We start from the raw sequence: 21,865 nt of genomic DNA, 5'->3' as shown, positions 1-21,865 counted from the left end.
CTGAATGTAACATGAAACCTGAAAATCCAGCGGAACAAAATGCAGCAAACGACAGGCGGGAATTTTTGAAAACGTCATTGACTGCGATGGCGATCCCTTTTACTTTTGATTTCGATGTAATGTCAAATTTTATCCCATTGGAAAATATGATTTCAGAAGATTCGCAATTGCCGGACAAAAGCATCATTGGCGACTATGGAAGCTGGGCCGCTTCATTGCTGAAACCCGTTCCGCCGCTCTCTTTCAGGGACCCGAAATTCAAGGATTTGAATGCCTGGAAAAAGGAAGCTTATGCCAAAGCGCAGGAACTGATTGCCAGTCCGCCAAAATCGCCTTTGCCAAAGGTTAATGTGGAAAAAAAATACGTTTACGACGGTCTGGACATTGAGGAAATCTCCTGGCAGCTTCCCTATGGGCACAAAACGCAGGCAGTTGTCTTAAAGCCTCAGGGTGTCACAAAGCCGCTTCCGGCGATCCTGGGCCTTCATGATCATGCAGGCAAAAAGTATTTTGGATATAGGAAAATTGTCAAAACATCCGATGATCAGCATCCGCTTTTAAAGGAGCACCAGGCAACGGATTACAGCGGTTTGGCGTGGGCAAATGAGGTTGCAAAACGTGGTTACGTGGTGCTTGTGCATGACGCATTCACATTTGGCAGTCGGCGTGTGCGGTTTGAAGATGTGCAGGGACTAACTTGGGGCGATGTGGATACAAAAGGAAAATCGGATGAGGACCCGGAAAACAGTGAGAACATTGAAGCTTATAATCAATGGTCAAATGCGCACGAGCATGTGATGTCCAAATCACTTTTCAGCGCTGGAACGACCTGGCCGGGTGTCTTTCTGGCCGAGGATCGGATTGCACTTGACATTCTGGAACAGCGGAAAGATGTGGATCCGCAGCGTATCGGATGTGGCGGTTTGTCCGGCGGCGGTTTGCGGACCGTTTATCTCGGCGGCATGGACCCGCGTGTGAAGTGTGCCGTTTGTGTCGGTTTCATGACAACTTGGGCAGATTTGATCTTGAATAAAGCCGTAACCCACACCTGGATGACTTACACGCCCCTTTTGCCTAATTATCTTGACTTTCCGGAAATTCTCGGGTTAAGAGTTCCATTGCCAACATTGATTCAAAACAACAATCAGGACGAGCTTTACACACTTCCCGAGATGAAGAAAGCAGATCAGGTTTTGGGCGAAGTTTATACAAAAGCAGGAGCGAAGGATAAATATCTGGCCAAATTCTACGACGGAGAACACAAGTTCGACGCCGCAATGCAGCAAGATGCATTTGACTGGTTTGATAAGTGGCTGAAAAAATAAGCCCGCGAGATGATTTCAAAGCCCGATGCTCTTCATAAAACCTTCCCGGTAATTCTGCCCGATGGGGATTTCAACACCATTAATAAAAACCCGATTTCCCTCAATATGACCGATTTTGGCCTTGTTAATGATGAAAGATCGATGAATGCGCAAAAATAATGTTGCCGGCAGAAGCTCTTCAAAACTTGAAAAAGTCATGGCCGGCAGCAGCGTGTTTTGCGTTGTGACGATTTTGGTATAATTGCCATTTGCCTCGGCATATAGCAGCTCATCGTGCTGAATTTTATAAATCTTGTCACCAGCTTTGATGAAAATGTAATCAGTTGTTTTGTCATTTTGAGCGTCTGCAACAGGTTTCGGCGGTTCCTGCAAATGTTCGAGCGCCTTGTCGACGGCAATGATGAAGCGTTCGAGTGAGAAAGGTTTTAGCAAATAATCACAGGCCGCAAGGTCGAAAGCATCCACGGCGTGTTCCTTATATGCCGTTGTGAAAATGACTTGCGGCTGTTTTTTCAATGTTTTCAAAAATGCGATCCCGTCCATCACCGGCATATTAATGTCCAGAAACAGGACATCCACTTTTTGCGCTTGCATGACTGCCTTTGCCTGCAATGCATTGCCGCATAAGCCCACCACTTCCAGGTTGTCCAGATGCCCGCAGTAGGTTTTCAAAATATCCCGCGCAATAGGCTCGTCGTCAACGATAAGGCAATTGAATTTTTGCATAAACAGCTTTTTCAGAGATGCATTTTACTTTGTTTTCAACCTTAAAACCACTTGATAAATGTCCGGTTCGTTTTTGATAACCAGCTCATGCTCATGAGGATAAAGCAATTCGAGTCGCTTATTTACGCTGGCAAGGCCGAATCCGCTGTGCTTTTCTACAATTGAAATCTCTTTTTCTCGCTTATCATGTGAGTTTTTAATTGAAAACAGGATCAGGTTTTCCCATGTTTTCAATTCAATGTTAATGTAAATCTTTTCGTCGGCAGTGTTTTTGGAATGCTTGAATGCATTTTCGATAAAAACGATCAGCAGCATCGGAGCGATCTTAATGTCTGAACTTGTGATTTCTTCGAAATTCGTGGTCAGAACAAGCCGGTCGCCAATCCTTATTTTTTCAAATTCAATGTAATTATGAATGTAAACCAGCTCGTCTTTGAGCGGGACAAAGACTTCATTCGCCTCATAAACGGAATATCGGAGCAGATCCGAAAGTTTCAAAAGCAAAGGGGGAATGCGCTCGTGCTGGGTGAGCGACAAGCCGTATAAATTGTTCAATGTGTTAAACAAAAAATGCGGGCTTAACTGCGATTGTAGCAAATGCAGCTCACTTTTACTATGCTCCGCCGCCGCCCGGGCTTCTTTTAACTGGTTTTGCGTGACGCTCCGGGCCAGCTTAATGAGCATGCCCAATGTTAAGCCGCTCAGCAAAAATGGGATCCAGTATAGCAGCAGATTGAGCGGTCCGTAATCGTCGTGCAGATATTCTGCATGCACAAACAGGAATACAATGCTGCCAAAACTGATCACGGAAAGGGTGATAAGCAGTTGGTTTGTGACCTTGTTTTTCAATGCCCACAATTGCCCGAAATATCGGCCGAGGAAAATGCAGAAGATCAGGCAAGCCGTCGCTGCTGCGGCCACGGCTTCATCATTATTGGTGCCGACAGCATTTGCAAAAGCATCAACCGCCAGCCAGATCGGCCCCGCAGCAATGGCCGCCAGCACATAGTAAATGTTGGTGCGCACAAACTGCACTGCTTCATTTTCAGCCAACTGCTTCATGATTTTCCCTGTCTCCATTAGGTTGCAAATGTGCTCAAATGCTTCAATGTAAGTAAGCTTTCCGGTCAGACACAGCCTGGCTCCTGACGAAATGCACGTTCGTTTGGTTGAATCGGTTCGACCTGTGAAAAATGAGTTTTGTCACTGAAAAAGCATTGTCCAACAGCTCAGTTTTCATCCCGGTTAACGGCCTTCCATATTTGACCATCAAAATTGATTAGCCATAAAACCTGAAAAGATGAAAACGCTCAAAATAATCCTGTTCTCCACATTGCTTTCTGGCCATGCAATAGCACAAACGCCCGCGCCTCAGGCTGCCCCGGCCGAAAAGGCGCCGGAAAAAGCCAAAGATATCAATTTGAATGAAGTGGTGATTACGAAAAAGAAGCCGCTGATTGTCCAGGAAATTGACAAAACGGTTGTGAATGTGCAAGCCATGATCAGCGCGGCCGCCAGCAGTACTTTGGAAGTTTTGGAAAAAACGCCTGGCATCTCCATTAACAGCAATGGAGAAATCAGTCTGAATGGCCGCAGCGGCGTGCTGGTGCTGATTGATGGGAAAAATACTTACATGTCCGGGCAAGATCTGGCGGCTTATTTAAAGTCATTACCCGGCGGGAACCTGGATAAAATTGAGCTCATCGACAATCCGTCTGCAAAATATGACGCTTCTGGCAATGCGATCATTAATCTCAGGCTTAAAAAGAACAGGATAGGAGGTCTTACGGGCAATGTTTCGCTCGGTGTTTCGGAAGGGAGATATGCCCGGAACAATGATGCGGTCAATGTTAATTACAATTATAAAAAATGGAATGTCTTTGCCAACCTGGGCTATAACTATGAGAAGAATTATCGCAAAGATCACTTCGACAGACGCTTTTTCGATGAAGGCGGCGCATTGAGCTCAACAGTTGATCTGCAAAATAATCTGGTTTACAAAGACCGTGGTTTCAATGCCAATGTCGGAATGGATTTCGCGGCCAATCCGAAGACGGTTTACGGTTTGATATTCAATGTAAATAAGGGTCAGCGAAATGGTCGGTTTGATTTTGAAAGCAGCGATTTTAATGCCAGTAACCAATTGGAACGCATCGGCGAAGGCATTACCAAAGCGAAAGACAGCAGAACGAACCTGGGTTTCAATTTCAATTTGCAGCATAAATTTAATGATAAAGGCAGAGAGCTGTCGGCTGACGTGAACTATCTGAACTACAAATCAACGGGCAGACAGGATCTGCAAAACTTCGCCTATTCACCGGAAAACGCATTGTTAGGGCAGGAAACTTTCCGCTATTTCATTCCGGCGAGCATCGATATTTATACTGCCAAAGCCGATTATGCGCATCCGTTAAAGAACAAAGCCAAACTTGAAGTGGGTTTGAAATCCAGCATTGTGGACAATGATAATGTCAATAAGTTTTACAATGTGAACGGCGCTGAACAAACGATTGATAATGGCAAATCCAACCATTTCAAATATCATGAAAACATCAATGCCGTGTATTTTAATGGCCAAAAATCATGGAAACGGTTCGGCGTTCAGTTCGGCTTGCGTGCTGAAAACACATCGGTGCGCGGCAACCAGCTGGGGAATGACGAAGTGCAGGGCAGCCGTTTTACCAAAAATTACACAGGGCTGTTTCCAAGCGCTTATATCAGCTATAAACTGGACTCGATGGGCAACAATACATTGGGATTAATGGCCGTGAGAAGGATCACCCGCCCGAATTATCAGCTGCTCAACCCATTCGTTTTTTACCGCGACCAATATTCATACAGTTCAGGAAATACGCTCCTTAATCCGCAGTATCAGAGTAGGATAGAGTTGAAATTTCAGCATAAGCAATTTCTGAACATGGGATTGAGTTACAACAAATTTTCGGACCTGATTTTTCAGACCACCGAAGCCGTTAGTGACGTTTTCACAACCCGGCCCAAAAACATTGCAGGCGGATTTATGGTTTTGCTGAACACGACCGTGTCCACTTCGCCCGCAGAATGGTGGTATCTCAATTACACCGCACGACTTTCGCACATTGGCATGAATGGCCGCGTTTACACAGAAAACCTGCAATTCAACGTGAATATCCTGCGCCTCGAAGTGAATAATTACTTCACGATCAGTCCCAACTGGAGTGCTGAGCTGGGCGGTTACTATGCCAGCCGCGATATGAACGGGCAAACATTGACCAAAGGAATGTATCGCGTGAATGGCGGTATTCAGAAAAAAATCTGGAAAGGAAAAGGTAGTCTGCGCGTTGCTTTTGATGATTTGTTCCATTCCTGGGTTTACAATAACCGGTCATTAAGCCTCAGACAATCCGAATATTTCCAAACCAGCGAATCGGATACGCAGCGCATTAGTTTCGCGATGACTTATCGCTTTGGCAAAGCAGATTTCGCCCGCAAACGCCGCCATAACAACAATGCATCCGACGAGGAAAAGGGCAGAATCGACTGAGACTTCGTTAAGGTTGTATTATTTAATGTATCTGAATGGTCTTAACCTTTCGTTTTAGAGTAGAATCAATGCAGCAGGAAACCACCGGATTATTTTCGAGTAAATTATGAAAATAACCTGCTTAACAAATTATTAGGCCTCCAAAAGTTGCTGGAAAAAGGCTGGATATTCTGCTTAAAAAAAGCGCTAAACCAAAACCCAGATGGAAAAAAAGAGTACAACGAATGAAAAGTCAACCTCTTCCCGGAGAGACTTTGTGAAAGCGGCCGGCATCACCGCAGCCAGCTTTATGATTGTCCCAAGGCACGTGCTGGGCGGAAAAGGCTTCACAGCGCCAAGCGATAAGCTGCTAGTTGCGGGTGTGGGCGCAGGTGGAAAAGGAACGTCGGATCTTGCCAATTTTGCCAAAAGCGGAAAAGCAGATATCGCCTATCTCTGCGATGTGGACGACCGCCGCGCTGCAACCAGCATTACCAATTTTCCCAAAGCCAAATATTACAAGGACTTCCGGGAAATGTTCGAAAAGGAATCCAAGAATTTCGATGCCGTTTCCGTTTCCACACCCGACCATACGCACGCCGTTGTAGCGATGGCGGCCATGCAGTTGGGCAAGCACGTATATGTGCAGAAACCCATGACGCACGACATTTACGAAGCAAGAAAACTTACTGAAGCAGCTGCAAAATATAAAGTAGTGACCCAAATGGGCAACCAGGGCTCATCCGGCGACGGCGTAAGAACATTGCACGAATGGTATGACGCCGGCATTATTGGCGACGTAGACACCGTTTATATCTGGACCAACCGCCCAATATGGCCGCAAGGCATTCCCTGGCCAACGGAAAAACCACCGGTTCCAAAAGAACTGGATTGGGACCTCTGGCTGGGAACGGCTCCTAAAAAAGATTACGTAGACAACCTCATTCCGGGAAGCTGGAGAGGCTGGTGGGATTACGGAACAGGCGCGCTTGGTGACCTGGGCTGCCACTTGATGGAAGCTCCATTCCGTGTGTTAGGACTAAAATATGCGACGGATATGCAGGCAAGCGTAGGAAGCGTCTTCACCGCTTTTGGCAAAAGAGGCATTTTCCCGGACAGCTGCCCGCCATCCAGCCACGCAACATTAACTTTCCCCAAAACACCAAAAACCAAAGGCCCGGTAACCATGCACTGGATGGACGGCGGCATCAAGCCAGAACGTCCGGAGGAATTGGGACCAAACGAATTGTTCGGCGACGGTAACAGCGGAATTTTGTTTGTGGGATCAAAAGGCAAAATGATGGCCAGCGAATATGCGGCTAATCCACGTTTGCTGCCACTAAGCAAAATGGAACAAGTAAAAGTAAAACAGAAATTTGCCCGCGTGCCGGGAAGCGCCGAAGGTCACTACGCGCAATGGGTTGAAGGATGCATTGCAGGTTACGGTAAAATGGAGTTGAGCTCACCATTCGAGCTCGCAGGCCCATTAACCGAAGCCATTTTGGGAGCAAACCTCGCCATCCGCGGCGCAGACATGCCAAAAGCAAGAGAAGATGGCAAAGGCTTCACTTACCCAGGCAGCAACATGAAAATGCTTTGGGACGCTCAAAACATGAAGGTCACCAACTTCGACGAAGTAAACCAATTCGTCCGCCGTCAGTATAGGGATGGTTGGAGTTTGGGGGTTTAATCGCGAAGCGATGCCATATCGGTAGCAAAAAGCGACGGTTGTAAATGGCAAAATCCCGGAGGGATGTAACGACATACACATCGTTACATCCCTCCGGGATTTTACGTTTGGTTGAATGTTGATTTTCTACCGATATTTCATCCCTATGGGATTTGCTTCTGCTGGGCTTTGTTTTCTACCGATATTTCATCCCTCTGGGATTTGCTTTCGGTTGGCCGTCAATGTTCCCAACATTCTATCCGCTCCGAAGTTCCCAACATTCTATCCGCCCCGAAATTAATTATACCCAGGGTTTTGGCGGAATTCTTCTTTGTTTGTGATGGCATCGAGTTGTACTTGGGGGATTGGGCGAAGCATGTGGGTTTCTTTGATGTTGGCCTTGGCGTCCATGTTGTATTTCTGCACGTAGCTGACGAGTTTTCCTGTGCGTTTCAAATCATACCAGCGGAACAATTCGCCGGCTAGTTCGCGGGCGCGTTCGTCAAGGATGAAGTCGATGTTCAAATCTTTTGCTGTGATCAACATGGCTGCTTCTTTGCCTGGGATCGCACGTTTTTTGCGCAGGTCGTTGATATATTGTAATGCTTCTGCCGGGTTTGTTTTCATCAATGCTTCCGCTGCGATGAGATACATTTCGGCGATCCGGATTACAAAACCATCGCGTGAGCTCCATTCCTGATTGGCTGTCAGACGCGTTGGGTCCATGAATTTACTCATTTGGATAAATTGCGATCTTAGCAAAAGCGAGCCGTCTTCCTTGTACATGGTGTTGCGGTCGAAAATTTTATAACGGCCTGCTGCTCTCGCAGTTTGTGCTGGTGTTGCAACGGTTTTTAGAAACAACATGGAAGTGTCTCCAAGCGCCATTTGCGGATAACCATTTACCGTCCCTGCTTTCAGATTAGCCATATTTGCTTTCCATACAGTCTGAAAAGTGCCGTCATAACGCTGATCGACTTTTTCATTGAACAGGTCGAGCAAGTGCAAAGTGGGAACATAACGCTGATAGGGGCGGCCGTAAGCAACCGAACGCTCCATGCCGGGCTGCTTGTCGTAAACCATTACGAAATGCAAATGGCTGTTATTCCCTTTTCCCGCAGCCGGATCGTAATCACCATTCATGGTGTCGTCGTTGGTGTAATTCACGTAATAGACGACTTCTGAATTCGTACCGCCTTCCGCATTTTTCATATCCCAGAGTGATTTGAAATCGGAAAACAGCGTGTAACGGCCCGATGCGATCACTTCTTTTGCCAATGTTGCCGCTTGTGCATACATATCAGCATTGTTGGTTGCGCTTGCACGTGTGAGCGACATTCTGGCTTTGAATGCCTTTGCGACGTCTTGCGTAATGCGTCCGTTTGTGGATTTTGCAGGAGCGAGATTAGCAATCGCAATGTCCAGATCAGCGAAAATGACTTTGTAAAAATCTTCAACACTTGATCTTTTTGCGGTTGTAACAATGCCTGTAGTCGGTTCCGTTGCTAGCACAACATCGCCCCATGTTTCTGTGATCAGCCACAAGTAATGTGCTCTCAAAAACCGCACTTCACCTTCATATTGCTTATTTAATGCTTCGCTGATTACTGGTGACGGAAGCAGTTTCAATGCCGTGTTGCAGGTGTTCAACGCTTTGTATAAATGTGCCCAGTAATCTTTCAAATTGGTCTGGGCGCCGTTTAAGTCAACCGTATAATCAGAAATTTGATTGGCTTTGTTATCGCCGCCGCGGAGGAAAAGATCTGTTCCTGTTTCGGCAAATGCAGAAGGGAATTCTTTTCCATACCATAATCTTGTTCCTGAATAAGAGGCGTTTACAGCTGCGGTTATGCCCAATTCTGTATTTAAAAATGGATCTTCGGTGAGTCCGCTTTTATTGGTTTCGGCAAGATAATCCTCGCAGGAAGTGAGCGCGGCCAGTGAAATAGCCAGGAAAAAGGCTGCTATTTTGATTTTCATCGGAATGTCTGTTTTAAAATTCAATTGGTCAAAAATCAATGTTAACACCAAAGATCATCTGCTTCACCAGCGGGAATGACAGGTCGCCGCCACGTTCCGGATCGTAATCCTTGATCTTGCTGAAAGTGAAATAATTTTGCAGCGTTCCGTAAACCCGCACACGGCCGACGCCGATCTTTTTTGTCAGTGGCGAAGGAATGTTATAACCCAGCGAAACGTCCCTGATCTTCACAAATGAGCCTTTTACATAACCCAGCGTAGACTGATACAGATAGTTTGTTGTTGAATAAGAGCTGTTTGGTCTCGGGAATGCATTGGTCGGATTTTCCGGTGTCCAGTAATCAACATTCGATGAATTTTCCAATGCGCTTGGCTTGTATGCACTTGCATTGTATTCGTAGTTGATGTAATGTCCGATGCGACCGTAGACAAAGACGCTCAGGTCAAAGTTTTTATATTCAAAATGGTTATTAACCCCAAATGAAAACTTCGGAACCTGTGAAAAAGTGGTCCGATCACCCGGGTCCACCACGCCGTTGCCGTTCATGTCTGCGACTTTGACATCACCGGGTTTGTTTTTACCAAAATTCAAAGCAGCATCTTCCTCGCCCAATTGCCAGATCCCGATTTTTTTGTAATCAAAAAACACTTTGGTGGGCTCGCCTACGAACCAGCTGTTGGCTTCGTTGCGTGTAACGCCGTTGTTCAAAGCGATGATTTTTTCACGGTTCAATGTAAACGTCCAGTCGGTCGACCAGTTGAAACCTTTGCCGCTGATGTTCTGCGAAGTGATCGCCAACTCAACGCCTTTGTTTTCAACCTGACCAATGTTTTCGAGGATTTCGCTGTAACCTGTGTGGGTCGGCAGCAAGCTTGGCAAGAGCAAATCCTTCGTTCTGGACCGATAGACATCGATTGTACCCGAGATTTTGTTTCCCAGCAAACCAAAATCCAGACCAGCATTCCAGGTGCCCGTCGTTTCCCAGGTCAGGTTCGGATTTGGGATAATGCTTGGCCAGTAACCATAAGCAGCACTGGTTCCGAAAGCATAGGCAGACAATCCCAAACCGCCTTTTGTAGCATAAGGATCAATGGCCGCGTTACCCGATTTACCCCAGCTAATGCGCAATTTAAGGTCATTGATCACTTTACTATCCTGCAAAAATGGCTCTTCGATGACGCGCCAGGCTCCTGAAACGGAAGGGAAATAGCCCCATTTGTTTCCGGCAGCCAGCACCGAGGAGCCATCCGCCCGCAATGATGCCTGGAAAATGTATTTGTTGCTCAGCTTGTAGTTGATCCGCCCGAAAAACGAGGCAATGCGCGTTTCACGCAATCTGCTGCCGATGGCTTTTGAGATTGTGTTGGAATTAAGATCGTGGTAAGACGTGATCGGCGATGCCTGGTTGTTTCCCGATGATGTATATTCCTCCAATCGGGTTCCCAGCGAGCTGGTTCCTAAAAGCCCCTGAATCTGATGGTTACCAACTGTTTTGTTGTAATTCAATGTGTTTTCCCAGGTGTAATTGAAATAATTATTCAACTCCACACCCGAAGAGGAATTGCGGCCCACGTTCGCAATTGTGTTGAAGCCTTTGTAATAGCCGCGGCGAAAATCTCTGAAATCAAGTCCGATTGTTGATTTTAAAAACAATTCGTTAGTGATTTTGACATCCAGATAGGCAGAAGAAAACAAGCGTTTGTCGACAATATTGTTTACGAAAACGCCCGGTTGCTCATCGGCCAGCGGCGTAAATTGCGCGCTGTAACCCGGAGCCGGATTCAGGATCAGTGTTCCGTCGTCATTAAACGCCTTAGCGATCGGAAGGATTTTGTTCGCCATATTCAGCGGATTATCGCGCTTATCCTGGTTTTTGTAAGAATAAATTGCACTTAACCCTACGCGGAAACGATCATTCAGCTTGTGATCGACACTGATCTTGCCATTCAGTCTGCGGTAAACGTCATTGAGAAGCAGGCCTTTGTCTTTTTGATAACCAAAAGATGTTGAGAATGTTGTTTTTTCGCTTCCACCAGTGAGGTTGATCTCATAATTCTGCATGAGGCCGTTGTGGAAAATATAGCTTTGCCAATCTTCAAACTGCTTATCCTTAATGTATTGCAATTCGGTAACCTGGAAAATGTCCTCGTCTTTCCTGTAAACGTCGCCGTTCGTCGTTCTGTAAGCTTCGCGTTTTTGCTGCGCATATTCCTCGCCGTTCATCATGCGCGGATACAATGCCTTTTTGTTCATCGAAACATAAGAATTGAACGACAATGTAGACTTGCCAGCCGAGCCTTTTTTCGTGGTAATAATGATAACGCCGTTCGCACCACGCGTTCCATAAATGGCCGTTGAAGCCACGTCTTTCAACACTTCAATGGATGCAATGTCCGTTGGGTTTATATCAATAAAAGAGCCGTAGGGGATTCCGTCCACCAGCACAAGTGGCTTATTATCAGCTTTCAAGGAGCGGTTTCCTCGCAAAACAATGTTAATGTCCGCGCCCGGCTGACCAGAGCTTTGGGTAATGTCGATCCCGGAAACTTTTCCCTGCAAAGAGCGCAAAGCATTCGTCGTGGGAATGGCCGTAATGTCCTTCGATTTCACGGACGTGATCGCGCCGGTAACATCACTTTTTTTCATCGTTCCATAACCCACCACCACAATTTCTTCCAGCGCCTTCGTATCGGCCAGCAGTTTGACATCAATGACCGAACGATTATTCACCTCAATTTCCTGACTCACATAACCCACGTAGGAGAACACAAGTGTGGCACTTCCAGCCGGAATCGATAATTTATACAAACCGTTGGCATCCGTGGTCGCGCCAGTTGTCGTTCCTTTTAGCAAAATACTTACGCCCGGCAACTCCTCGCCATTGTCACCCGTCACTTTTCCGGAAATATCAATCACCGCATTTGGAGTGTTGTTTCCATTCACCATCGCAATCATTTCCTTCTCAGCATTCAGACGGTTCGCGGCATAAACCTTCTGATTACCAATTGGTAAGATTCCATACATGAGCAGCAGCCCGAGGGCCGACGCACTTTGTAGTTTTCTAAACATACATCATCTCAGTTTATATTATTCTATTTATTAATGCCAAAATCCACTTTCAAAAACATCGTGTTCATGCTGTTTACAAATGGAGCTTTACGAGAAAGTTTCAGATTATTTCAAGATGGAGTGAATATGAAAAATCAAAGAAATATTTGATTGTCTTATTCCAGTTCCGTTGTACCAGCAAAAGGAAGGTTAGATATTAGCCAGAAATGGCCAAGGTTTTGCCGATATTTTTTTATGCAAACGATGTCGGGAACGTAGCCAAAATAGACTTGAACCACTTTTTTGTTGGATAATTCGTGATTTTTGATCCGTTTTTAATTCAAAAGCAGCATTATGTGCCCGGGAGTAAATTGGATAAAATTGATAAATTGAAGTGGGTGATAGGTGGAGCAAATCCCGGAGGGATGCGGTTGATAGAGAGTTGATGCGCATGAAAACCACAAATCCCGGAGGGATGTAATATCGTTGAATTCGGAACGACGACAAGTTACAAATCCCGGAGGGATGAAATATCGATAGAATTTGGAGCGTCGGAAACGTTAAAATCCCAGAGGGATGCAATATCAGTAGCAAAAAACAACGGACATAAACGCCAAAATCCCAGAGGAATGAAATATTGGTAGCAAAAACAACGGACATAAACGCCAAAATCCCGGAGGGATGAAATATCGGTAGAATTCGGAACGACGACAAGGTTTAAAATCCCGGAGGGATGAAATATTGGTAGAATTCGGAACGACGACAAGGTTTAAAATCCCGGAGGGATGCAACAATGTGTACGCCGTTGCATCCCTCCGGGATTTGATATTGGCGTGTAATTTCGTTTCCTACCGATATTACATCCCTCTCGGGATTTGAATCTCGCATTTTCACACGACCTTTCTACCAATATTGCATCGCTCCGCGATTTTTATTCTCCAATGATAGGCTTACAAAAGCATCAAGCAACAATGAAAATTTTATCTTCCAATGCACATTCCAATATAAATTCCTTGGCAGATTCTTCGGAATAATCGGAGACAAACCGCATTGCTGATCCTGAATCGGCAAATTGCGCAACGGTCTCTAACATCAATTCTTGTCCCGTCGAGTCTATTAAAAATGTGGTAATTCGAACGATTTCCTGATTTTCCTCGCTTCGATCACGATGGAGGCAAACTTGGATTGGTGGGTGGGCTAATGTTAGGATTTTAAAGTTCATGTGTGTTGATTCAGTTGGATGTGGCTAGATTGGTAAAAGTAAATTGAATGAAGAAAGCATTGCACATCCGATCCGTTGTAATGCTGAGAATTCCGGCTGGTCTCAATTTAGCTTAGTTGACATGACAATTGCGCTTAATTTCAGGGAGATTCTTGCCAAATTTGCTTACTATCAAAATCTTACAAATATTAGCGCGGCAACAATCCAAACAAAATACATATGACAAGCGAAAAGAAGGGCTTTCCGATCATCCTGGCGATTTTAGCAATCATTATCGGTGCGGCATTGTATAAGGAATTCGATTTTGAGACCCTCAGATTTAAGAAAATTGGTTTGGGAATTGTATATCTGATCACCTTTGTCGGCTTAGTTGTTATGATTGTGCGGGGAAGCATTAGGAAGGGCTGATCAACTAGGCAATTCATTTTTATAACACAGTAATGATTAATTTGAGTTGTAACATACATACATTATGTCAGCAATCACCGTCAAGACTTCTGAAAAAGCACCCTCCAAAGGTAATTCTGGCCGTACAAATGTGGCTGCACAAGAGGAAAATGTTATTGTGAAAAAGACTTACAAAATGGCTGAGACTATGAAGAAATTTCCTCTTCCCACCAAATAATGCTCTATCAAAGCAACTATTAATTATAACCCCTCACAAAGGACACCCGATTTCCCAAATATGGCCGAAAGGGTCTTTTAATTTTCCGATTTTCCAGGATTCTTCGAGCGTTACCGGGCAGATTTGCGTGGCTCCTGATTCAAGCGCTCTTGTGAAGATAATTTCGGGGTCGGGGGTGGTTAGAACCATGCGGACGGGTGATCCGCCGATTGTGGTTGGGCTCAGATTGCCGAATTCAGGTTCTTCATCGCCGATCCAGAAAGATGCATTTCCGATTCTTATTCCGGCAGATGTCTTGCCTTCATTCGTAAACTTTTCATACACCGTCGCTCCGAATGCTTTGGTATAAAAGTCTATGGCATTTAAAGCATTGTTCACAACCAGGAAAGGTTGGATCGTCAGTTCTGTCATCGGAATGATGGTTGAGTGATTTTTTAAGCTTTTCGCAAGATTTTCTCCATCTTCCTGCCTTTTGCCAGTTCGTCCACTAGCTTGTCCAGATATCGCACTTGCTTTGTCAATTCATTGTCAATTTCTTCAATGCGATAACCGCAAATCAAACCCGTGATCAAATGGGCATTTGGATTCAAATTTGCTCTTTTGAAAAACGCGTCGAAAGTCACTTTCTCCTCGATCAAGTCGTTGATTTGCTTGTCGTTAAAACCGGTAAGCCATTCGATCACCTCGTGCAATTCCTCCTTTGTCCGGCCTTTGCTTTCGACTTTCGTAACATAATGCGGATACACGGAAGAGAATGTCATCTTCGCCATTCGCTCGTTGTGTTCGGGTGTAATCGTCATAGGTTTGGCCTGCATGTTTGAAGCTCAATTTTACATTAAACCCGGCTATTTTTCAAGTGTTTTTTGCATTTACCAAACTGTGCTTCGGCCGCTTGCAATCCACATGGTACAAACCACACGCATTCTTTCGTACTTTTATTTTAATCAACAATCATTCATAAAAATACATCATCAAAATGCCATCGGCAATTATAATTGGTTCAGGAATAGCCGGCATTGCCACTGCACTGCATTTGCGGGCTGCAGGTGTTGAGGTGGATGTATTTGAGAGCAACGCTTATCCCGGTGGCAAGCTGCATGCTTTCGAAATAAACGGCTTCCGTTTTGATGCCGGGCCTTCGCTCTTCACCATGCCGCAACTTATTACTGAGCTTTTCGAACTGTTTGGAGAACAACCAACGGATTTTTTTCAGTATCACCGCGTGAAGTCGGTTTGCAACTATTTTTGGGAAGATGGCATGCACTTTATTGTTGATGCCGATCGCGAAGTTTTTGCAAAAGAGGCCGCAGCCAAATTTGGCATTGAAGCCGCAACGATTTTATCTTATCTGAAAAACGGCCAGAAGAAATATGAGCTTACCGCTTCTTTATTCATTGAGAAATCTTTGCATAAAATGGGCACTTATCTTTCTGTGGATACACTTAAGGCCCTGGCTCACTTATCGGGAATGAATTTGGGCACTAGTCTGGATGCGCTTAATGAGGCAGCCATCGGCGAGCCGCATCTGGTTCAGTTATTTAACCGCTATGCTACTTATAATGGCTCATCGCCGTATCTCACACCGGGGATCATGAGTATGATTCCGCATCTTGAACTTTACCTGGGCGCTTATTATCCAAATGGTGGTATGCACAGCATCACAACCAGTCTGTATCAACTGGCACTTCGACATGGTATTAGATTTCATTTTAATCAAAAAATAGAACGAATACTGGTTGAGAAGAATAAGGCAGTTGGGGTTAAAACGGCAAGTAGCGCGCATTTTGCAGATAGCATTGTCTCAAACATGGACATATTTTCTACCTATAAAAAACTGTTGCCATCACAACCGCACCCCGAGCGCACGCTCAGGCAGGAGCGGTCAAGCTCTGCCGTGATATTTTACTGGGGCATTCGCGGCACATTTACGCAATTGGACTTGCACAACATATTTTTCAGCAGCGATTATCAGCAGGAGTTTGCGCATTTGTTCGAGCATAAAACGCTTTTTGATGATCCTACGGTTTATATCAACATTAGCAGTAAAGAAACGCCGGGTGACGCACCACCGGGATGCGAAAATTGGTTTGTGATGATTAATGCCCCGGGCGATTATGGTCAAGATTGGGAGGCATTGGTGACGCAGGCGCGCCAAAATATCATCAGCAAATTAAACCGCCAGCTCGGCACCGACATTGCAGCATTGATTATGGCAGAAGATGTGCTAACGCCCCCGCTTATCGAAAAACGAACAAGCAGTTACCGTGGCGCATTGTATGGTGCGGCAAGCAATTCCAAACTTGCGGCCTTTCTCAGGCATCCTAATTTTTCAAACAAAATAAAACAACTCTATTTTTGCGGAGGATCCGTTCACCCCGGTGGGGGGATTCCTTTGTGCATGCATTCAGCAAAGATTACTTCAAAGCTCATCATTTCGGCTTTATGAATAACGAACTATCATTTTCGGCTGTCAGAAGCAACGCTTCTATATTTGCGATATGGCTGGTAACCATTTCAGGCATGATAGGCATATGGCTGGGTCATGGCGCTTGGTTTTTGCCAAAAACACCACTCAACCTGCTGCTTGGCGTGGCACTTTTGTACTGGAATTTTCCGCTGAAAAATGCTTGGCCAGGCATCTTGATCTGGTCACTTGTTTACATCACTGGTATGGGCGTTGAAATGATTGGTGTAAACACCGGCTTGCTTTTCGGAGACTATTGGTATGGTGAAAATATGGGTCCTAAACTGGCCAATGTTCCCTTGCTGATTGGCATCAACTGGGTGGTGCTCACTTTTATAACAGCCACGATTGCAAAGCGTTTTATACGTAACCCATGGATGGCACCTGTTTGCGGAGCTGCGCTAATGGTTGCGCTCGATTTTTTTATTGAACCTGTGGCTTCTGTATTCGATTATTGGCATTGGAATGCAGGATATGCACCGTTGCGCAACTACATAGACTGGTTTGTAGTTTCATTAGCCATGCAGTTGCTGGTAAAAAACTTCGTACCGCAAGCAAAGTATCCGCTGCCGTTACATCACTTTGCGTCCCAAGCTCTATTTTTCGTCTTTTTCTATTTGATTAATAAATAACTACGAAATAGCAGTGCTCAATTTTGGCAGCTAAACACAGCGCTAGTTTGGGGCATTCAGCAAAGCGTCAATGGTTTAAAAAAGGAGCCAGAACGTTTTCACCATCCCAGGTTCCTACGGAGCGATAAGGCTGAAAACGCGCAAATAACTCTTCTTTGTACCAATCTATTTTTCGGGTTTTCTGGATGGCCTCCTGATGTTCGGGGCTATTGTAGGCATAGTTTTTCAGCGCGTCTATATTTTCCCATATGCTGAACGTGGCCATCTGAACCAGCGGTGCTTCGCCAATTCCTTTGGTATAAATCAGCCCTTTACAACCTTGCACAATCGGCCTCTGGGATGTAGGAACATAGTCCCAGAATTTTATCAGTTTGCCCGGCTTAATGGTTGCACGCGTAATGACTGCAATAAGCGGGTTTTCATCATCCAGATCTGTTGAGGGAATAAACGGATTACGGCCCGACCAAAGCCCCTTGACCTGTTTGGGTTTCATGTAGATGGTCCACTGTTCGCTGCTGTGTGCCTCGTATCGCTTAAAAATTTCAGCATCTTTAAAAAAATGATCAGCGCATTGCTCGTTGTCCCAAACACCCAGCATGGCATATACACCCCAGTCGGGCAAAGGACTAAAACCCGGCTCGCGACCGCTGCCCATGAGTTTGTAAAATTGCAACCCGGGCGTTTTACGGATATAAGCATGTGCAAACTGCATTTGCCCGAAAGCCCACATTTTAGATCGTGAATGATGAAACCGAAATAAAGTAAGCGTAGTGATGGAACGCATTAGAACTGATAAAGTAACCAATCAAGAAATCGATCCAATATAAGGGATAAAAAATGTGCGACCTAGCAACCCAGGCTGGTGCGCTAAAACCGAAAAAGCCCGGTCGTTAGACCAGGCTTTTGTCGGGATGACAAGATTCGAACCGCGCGGCGGCGGCTTGCGACCCCTAGCACCCCAGGCTAGTGCGTAAAAACCGAAAAAGCCCGGTCGTTAGACCAGGCTTTTGTCGGGATGACAAGATTCGAACTTGCGACCCCTAGCACCCCATGCTAGTGCGCTACCGGGCTGCGCTACATCCCGAAATTATTGCTGAGTTAACTCAGCTCCCGAACTCTTTGGGGTTGCAAATCTAGGAATTTTTGGAATACTGCCTATTTCAATTTGAAAAAAAATGAGATAGGCAGTATTCCAGCGTTTTTATATAGTTTCCTGCTGCCAATTTGGGTTAACAACTTCTTCTTTGCCTTTTCTAAACCACTTTTCACGGACACGCTCGTTTACGTAATACATGCACGGCACCATGATCAATGTCAGGATGGTCGAGAATGTTAGTCCGAAAATGATCGTCCAGGCGAGAATGTTCCAGAAAATGGAGCTCGGGCCACCGACAATAAGGTGCGGTTCGAGGTTTCTGAAAAGTCCCACGAAATCGACTGTGATACCCAATGCAAGCGGCACAAGTCCGAGTACAGCTGCCGAGGCTGTCAGCAATACGGGCGTTAATCTGATCGCTCCACCTTCGATAATGGCTTCACGCATTGGATAACCTCTTCCGCGGAGCTCTTCGATAAATTCAATGAGCAAAATCCCGTTTTTCACCACAATTCCAGCCAGTGCAATGATCCCGACTCCGGACATGATGACTGAGAAATCCTTTTTGAATATGATGAAACCGAGCAATACACCGATCAGCGAAAGCAGGATCGTGAAGAAGATAATGAATGGCTTCACAACCGAGTTGAACTGCGTCGCGAGAATCAAATAGATCAGCAAAATCGCTGCGCCGAATGCAGTTCCAAGGAACGCCATCGACTCGTTTTGCTCTTCCTGCTCACCGCCCATTTTGATCGTATAACCATTCGGAACTTCCATATCCTGGATCAGCGCCTGGATTTGACCAACAATTTCATTGGCATTGTAACCCGGCAAAACGTCCGAGCCTAATGTTACAATCCGTTGCTGATCCTGACGGTTGATCTGGCTGAAAGTCGTTGAGTAATGGATGTTGGCCACCGAAGTGATCGGAACCTGACGCAATGCACCGCCCATATTCATGTCGCGGTAAACGACATTCAAGCTCAAAAGCTTCTCAATTTGCTCCCGATCGTCTTTTTCCAGCCTTACCATGATCGGATATTCGTCTTTATCGTCCCTGAATTTGGAAACTTCCAGACCGAAAAGTGCCGTTCTCACTGCAAGTGCAATCTGTTGTGAGCTAATGCCTTCGCGTTGTGCTTTTTCGCGGTCAATATCAATGACAATCTCAGGTTTGTTGGTTACGAGGTCGGAACGCAGCTGATCAATTCCTTCAATGCCGGATTGCTGCACTTTTTGCAGAACATCCTTTTCCAGTTTTTGAAGTGTTGCGAAATCGTCACCCGAAATTTCAATGGAAATTGGCTTACCAGTCGGCGGCCCAACAGCCTCGCGCTCTACTGAAATTTCCGCTCCCGGAATGCCTTTTACAGCGTCCCTGATCTTGCGCAAAATGGCTTCTGACGAACGTCCACCCCGTTCTGTTCCGTAAACAAATGCTACGGTAACTTTCGATTTATGTGGCGTTGCGGCACGGTCTGGGTTAAAAGGGTCACCTGCGTTTTTACCAACATTGGCAATTACCGAGTTGACCATATCCATAGCCTTTTCTTTTTCCAGAACATCAAAAACCTTTTTCTCAATGATTTTGGTCACAGAATCCGTCACACGTGCATCCGTTCCGATTGGCATTTTGTTGTATACATACACATAATCCGGATCGCCGCTTGGGAAGAAAAGTACTTTGGGCTGCACAATGCCTGTTAAAACAAATGTGAAGATCAAAAGTCCGAATACAATCACGATCGCAACAACCGGTCTCCAGCCTCTTAAAAGCCAGTCGATCAGCTTGCGGTAATTGTTTTTCAGAGCAGGCAGTAACTTGTCCTGGAATGGAACCAGGATTCTTGGTGTCAGAATATAATGGTTGAAAATCCAGAGAATGAGGATGAATACGAAGAAGTTACCTACGCCTCGATCGATAAAATAACCGATTATAGCCGCTACAACCAGGATAATCAATGGTCTGCGAATTGCTTTGAAACTTGTATCATGCGCTTCTTTTTCATCATCATGACGACCCATAAACGACACCGCAAAAACGGGGTTCATTACATAAGCCACAAAAAGTGAGGCTCCCAAGGTGATAATGAGCGTCAGCGGCATGAATTTCATGAATTCCCCGACTATACCAGTCCAGAAAAGCAATGGGAAAAATGGCGCAATCGTCGTTAATGTTCCTGAAAGTACAGGAATAAATACTTCACCCGCAGCAGCTTTCACAGCTTGCTGGATCGTCCAGTCTTTATGGTTGTTGAAAAGCCTGTGCGTGTTTTCAATTACCACAATCGCATCATCCACCACAAGCCCTATTCCGAGCAGGAACGCAAAAAGCACGATCGTGTTCAATGTAAATTCTGTTCCTACCAATGGCCCGATGATCGGCATCATCACAAATGCAACCAATGCTGAAAGCGGCACGGAAAGTCCTACGAAAATCGCGTCGCGCACACCCATGAAGAACATGAGCACCATTACTACGAAGATAAAGCCGAGTACAACCGTGTTGATAAGGTCATGCAAATCTGCTCTCGTCTGAATGGACTGATCGGCAGTAATTTTCACGTCCAAACCGGGGGGAAAACGGTTTTCTTTATAATCAGCAATAACATTCTCAATCTTATCCGCAGCGTCCACGAGGTTTTCCGCCTGAACGTTTGATGACGTTCAATGTGATTACGGTTTTGTTGGCCAGACGGGCAAAATCCTGTTGCTCTTCAAAGTTATCAGAAACCTCAGCCACGTCGCCCAGGCGAATGGTCGCGCCGGTTGCGGTGCGGATACGAATGTTCGCCATATCGGCCACATTGGTATATTCCCCTTTCACACGAAGCGTTCTGCGCACACCTTGTACATTCAGTTCACCACCCGAAACGTTGATGTTTTCACCCTGAATTGCGGTTTGAACGTCGAAGAATGTCAGACCGGATGATTTCATTCGGTCGAGGTTGACATTGATCTGGATTTCGCGGTTCAATGCACCCAAAATATCCACACGCGTAATTTCCGGCAACGCTTCAATTCCGTCCTGTAAGTCTTCCGCATATTGCTTTAACTGTTTCAGGGAGAAGTTACCCGCAATGTTCACGTTCATGATCGGGAACTCCGAGAAGTTCACGTCCTGCGCCGTGGGGCCTGAATCGAGGTTTTGCGGCAAGTCTGTTTTAGCCTTATCGATCGCATCCCTGACTCGCTGGAGCGCGACTTCGACGGCCACATCCGGTGTAAATTCCACAAGGATTACTGAAACATCCTGTAATGCATTGGATTTGATCTTTTTAACCCCACTCAGCGATTTAAGCTGCTTTTCAATGGGCTTGTTGATCGTGTTTTCAATATCCGCAGGCGCCGTTCCGAAATAAATCGTGTTGATATAGATCTGCGGGATCTTGATATCCGGAAACTGCTCTTTCGGCAGGTTGTTATAAACCATAAACCCGGCGAGCGTAATGATGAACGTAAAGATGTAAATCGTCGTCCGATTCTCTACGCACCAGTTGGTGAAGCCTAAGGTTTTATATTCGTTAAATTTCATAAAAGCAATTTTGAATGATTGAATGATTGAATGAGTG

At 45.5% G+C, this 21,865-nt stretch carries 15 protein-coding genes, 1 tRNA gene and 1 pseudogene; 7 read left to right on the top strand and 10 right to left on the bottom strand.

Going from position 1 to position 21,865, the window contains the following annotated elements; genetic code table 11:
- The first annotated feature begins 11 nt into the window (after positions 1-11).
- Complete coding sequence (locus tag AC0IYG_RS22660; RefSeq protein ID WP_471713357.1) at positions 12-1,325, top strand: alpha/beta hydrolase family protein; 1,314 nt, start codon at positions 12-14, stop codon at positions 1,323-1,325.
- A 15-nt stretch (positions 1,326-1,340) separates the two neighbouring features.
- On the opposite strand, the gene AC0IYG_RS22655 is transcribed toward AC0IYG_RS22660, so the two are convergent.
- Entirely contained in the window at positions 1,341-2,051 is a 711-nt protein-coding gene (locus AC0IYG_RS22655; protein ID WP_471713356.1) for a LytR/AlgR family response regulator transcription factor, read from the bottom strand.
- 24 nt (positions 2,052-2,075) lie between these two features.
- On the bottom strand, positions 2,076-3,131 hold the full coding sequence (locus tag AC0IYG_RS22650; protein WP_471713355.1) for a sensor histidine kinase: 1,056 nt from the start codon (positions 3,129-3,131) through the stop codon (positions 2,076-2,078).
- Positions 3,132-3,351: 220 nt separating this feature from the next.
- Here AC0IYG_RS22650 and AC0IYG_RS22645 point away from each other — a divergent pair, with 220 nt between their 5' ends.
- Both AC0IYG_RS22645 and AC0IYG_RS22640 read left to right on the top strand, forming a co-directional pair.
- On the top strand, positions 3,352-5,574 hold the full coding sequence (locus AC0IYG_RS22645; protein ID WP_471713354.1) for an outer membrane beta-barrel protein: 2,223 nt from the start codon (positions 3,352-3,354) through the stop codon (positions 5,572-5,574).
- Positions 5,575-5,776: 202 nt separating this feature from the next.
- Positions 5,777-7,243, top strand: a complete 1,467-nt coding sequence (locus AC0IYG_RS22640; protein ID WP_471713353.1) for a Gfo/Idh/MocA family protein — start codon at positions 5,777-5,779, stop codon at positions 7,241-7,243.
- 276 nt (positions 7,244-7,519) lie between these two features.
- Here AC0IYG_RS22640 and AC0IYG_RS22635 read toward each other — a convergent pair whose 3' ends face one another.
- From AC0IYG_RS22635 to AC0IYG_RS22625, 3 genes are all read right to left on the bottom strand, one after another.
- On the bottom strand, positions 7,520-9,202 hold the full coding sequence (locus tag AC0IYG_RS22635; RefSeq protein ID WP_471713352.1) for a RagB/SusD family nutrient uptake outer membrane protein: 1,683 nt from the start codon (positions 9,200-9,202) through the stop codon (positions 7,520-7,522).
- A 28-nt stretch (positions 9,203-9,230) separates the two neighbouring features.
- Positions 9,231-12,272 (bottom strand): SusC/RagA family TonB-linked outer membrane protein, encoded by a 3,042-nt coding sequence (locus tag AC0IYG_RS22630; RefSeq protein WP_471713351.1) that lies wholly within the window; start codon positions 12,270-12,272, stop codon positions 9,231-9,233.
- A 940-nt stretch (positions 12,273-13,212) separates the two neighbouring features.
- Positions 13,213-13,473, bottom strand: coding sequence for a hypothetical protein (locus AC0IYG_RS22625; RefSeq protein WP_471713350.1), 261 nt, complete (start codon positions 13,471-13,473; stop codon positions 13,213-13,215).
- A 219-nt stretch (positions 13,474-13,692) separates the two neighbouring features.
- Here AC0IYG_RS22625 and AC0IYG_RS22620 point away from each other — a divergent pair, with 219 nt between their 5' ends.
- Entirely contained in the window at positions 13,693-13,881 is a 189-nt protein-coding gene (locus AC0IYG_RS22620) for a hypothetical protein (protein WP_471713349.1), read from the top strand.
- A 64-nt stretch (positions 13,882-13,945) separates the two neighbouring features.
- The gene (locus AC0IYG_RS22615; RefSeq protein ID WP_471713348.1) at positions 13,946-14,098 is read left to right on the top strand and encodes a hypothetical protein; all 153 of its coding nucleotides are present in this window, start codon (positions 13,946-13,948) and stop codon (positions 14,096-14,098) included.
- A 33-nt stretch (positions 14,099-14,131) separates the two neighbouring features.
- Here the strand turns inward: AC0IYG_RS22615 and AC0IYG_RS22610 are convergent, their stop codons facing one another.
- Both AC0IYG_RS22610 and AC0IYG_RS22605 read right to left on the bottom strand, forming a co-directional pair.
- Entirely contained in the window at positions 14,132-14,509 is a 378-nt protein-coding gene (locus tag AC0IYG_RS22610; RefSeq protein ID WP_471713347.1) for a VOC family protein, read from the bottom strand.
- A 23-nt stretch (positions 14,510-14,532) separates the two neighbouring features.
- The gene (locus AC0IYG_RS22605; RefSeq protein ID WP_471713563.1) at positions 14,533-14,898 is read right to left on the bottom strand and encodes a DUF2200 domain-containing protein; all 366 of its coding nucleotides are present in this window, start codon (positions 14,896-14,898) and stop codon (positions 14,533-14,535) included.
- A 176-nt stretch (positions 14,899-15,074) separates the two neighbouring features.
- On the opposite strand from AC0IYG_RS22605, the gene crtD reads away from it, so the two are divergent.
- Positions 15,075-16,544 (top strand): 1-hydroxycarotenoid 3,4-desaturase CrtD, encoded by a 1,470-nt coding sequence (gene crtD / locus AC0IYG_RS22600; protein WP_471713346.1) that lies wholly within the window; start codon positions 15,075-15,077, stop codon positions 16,542-16,544.
- The gene (locus tag AC0IYG_RS22595) at positions 16,493-17,194 is read left to right on the top strand and encodes a carotenoid biosynthesis protein (protein WP_471713345.1); all 702 of its coding nucleotides are present in this window, start codon (positions 16,493-16,495) and stop codon (positions 17,192-17,194) included. Before crtD ends, AC0IYG_RS22595 begins: the two co-directional genes overlap by 52 nt.
- A gap of 67 nt (positions 17,195-17,261) precedes the next feature.
- On the opposite strand, the gene AC0IYG_RS22590 is transcribed toward AC0IYG_RS22595, so the two are convergent.
- The 3 genes and pseudogenes from AC0IYG_RS22590 to AC0IYG_RS22580 form a co-directional block, all read right to left on the bottom strand.
- Positions 17,262-17,924, bottom strand: coding sequence for a spheroidene monooxygenase (locus AC0IYG_RS22590; protein WP_471713344.1), 663 nt, complete (start codon positions 17,922-17,924; stop codon positions 17,262-17,264).
- Between the two features lie 280 nt (positions 17,925-18,204).
- Positions 18,205-18,278 (bottom strand) — tRNA-Pro (locus AC0IYG_RS22585).
- 117 nt (positions 18,279-18,395) lie between these two features.
- Positions 18,396-21,828, bottom strand: a pseudogene (locus tag AC0IYG_RS22580) (efflux RND transporter permease subunit).
- Positions 21,829-21,865: the final 37 nt, after the last annotated feature.

Source organism: Dyadobacter sp. AC419, assembly GCF_979253085.1.
This window is presented reverse-complemented; position numbering and strand designations above follow the sequence as displayed.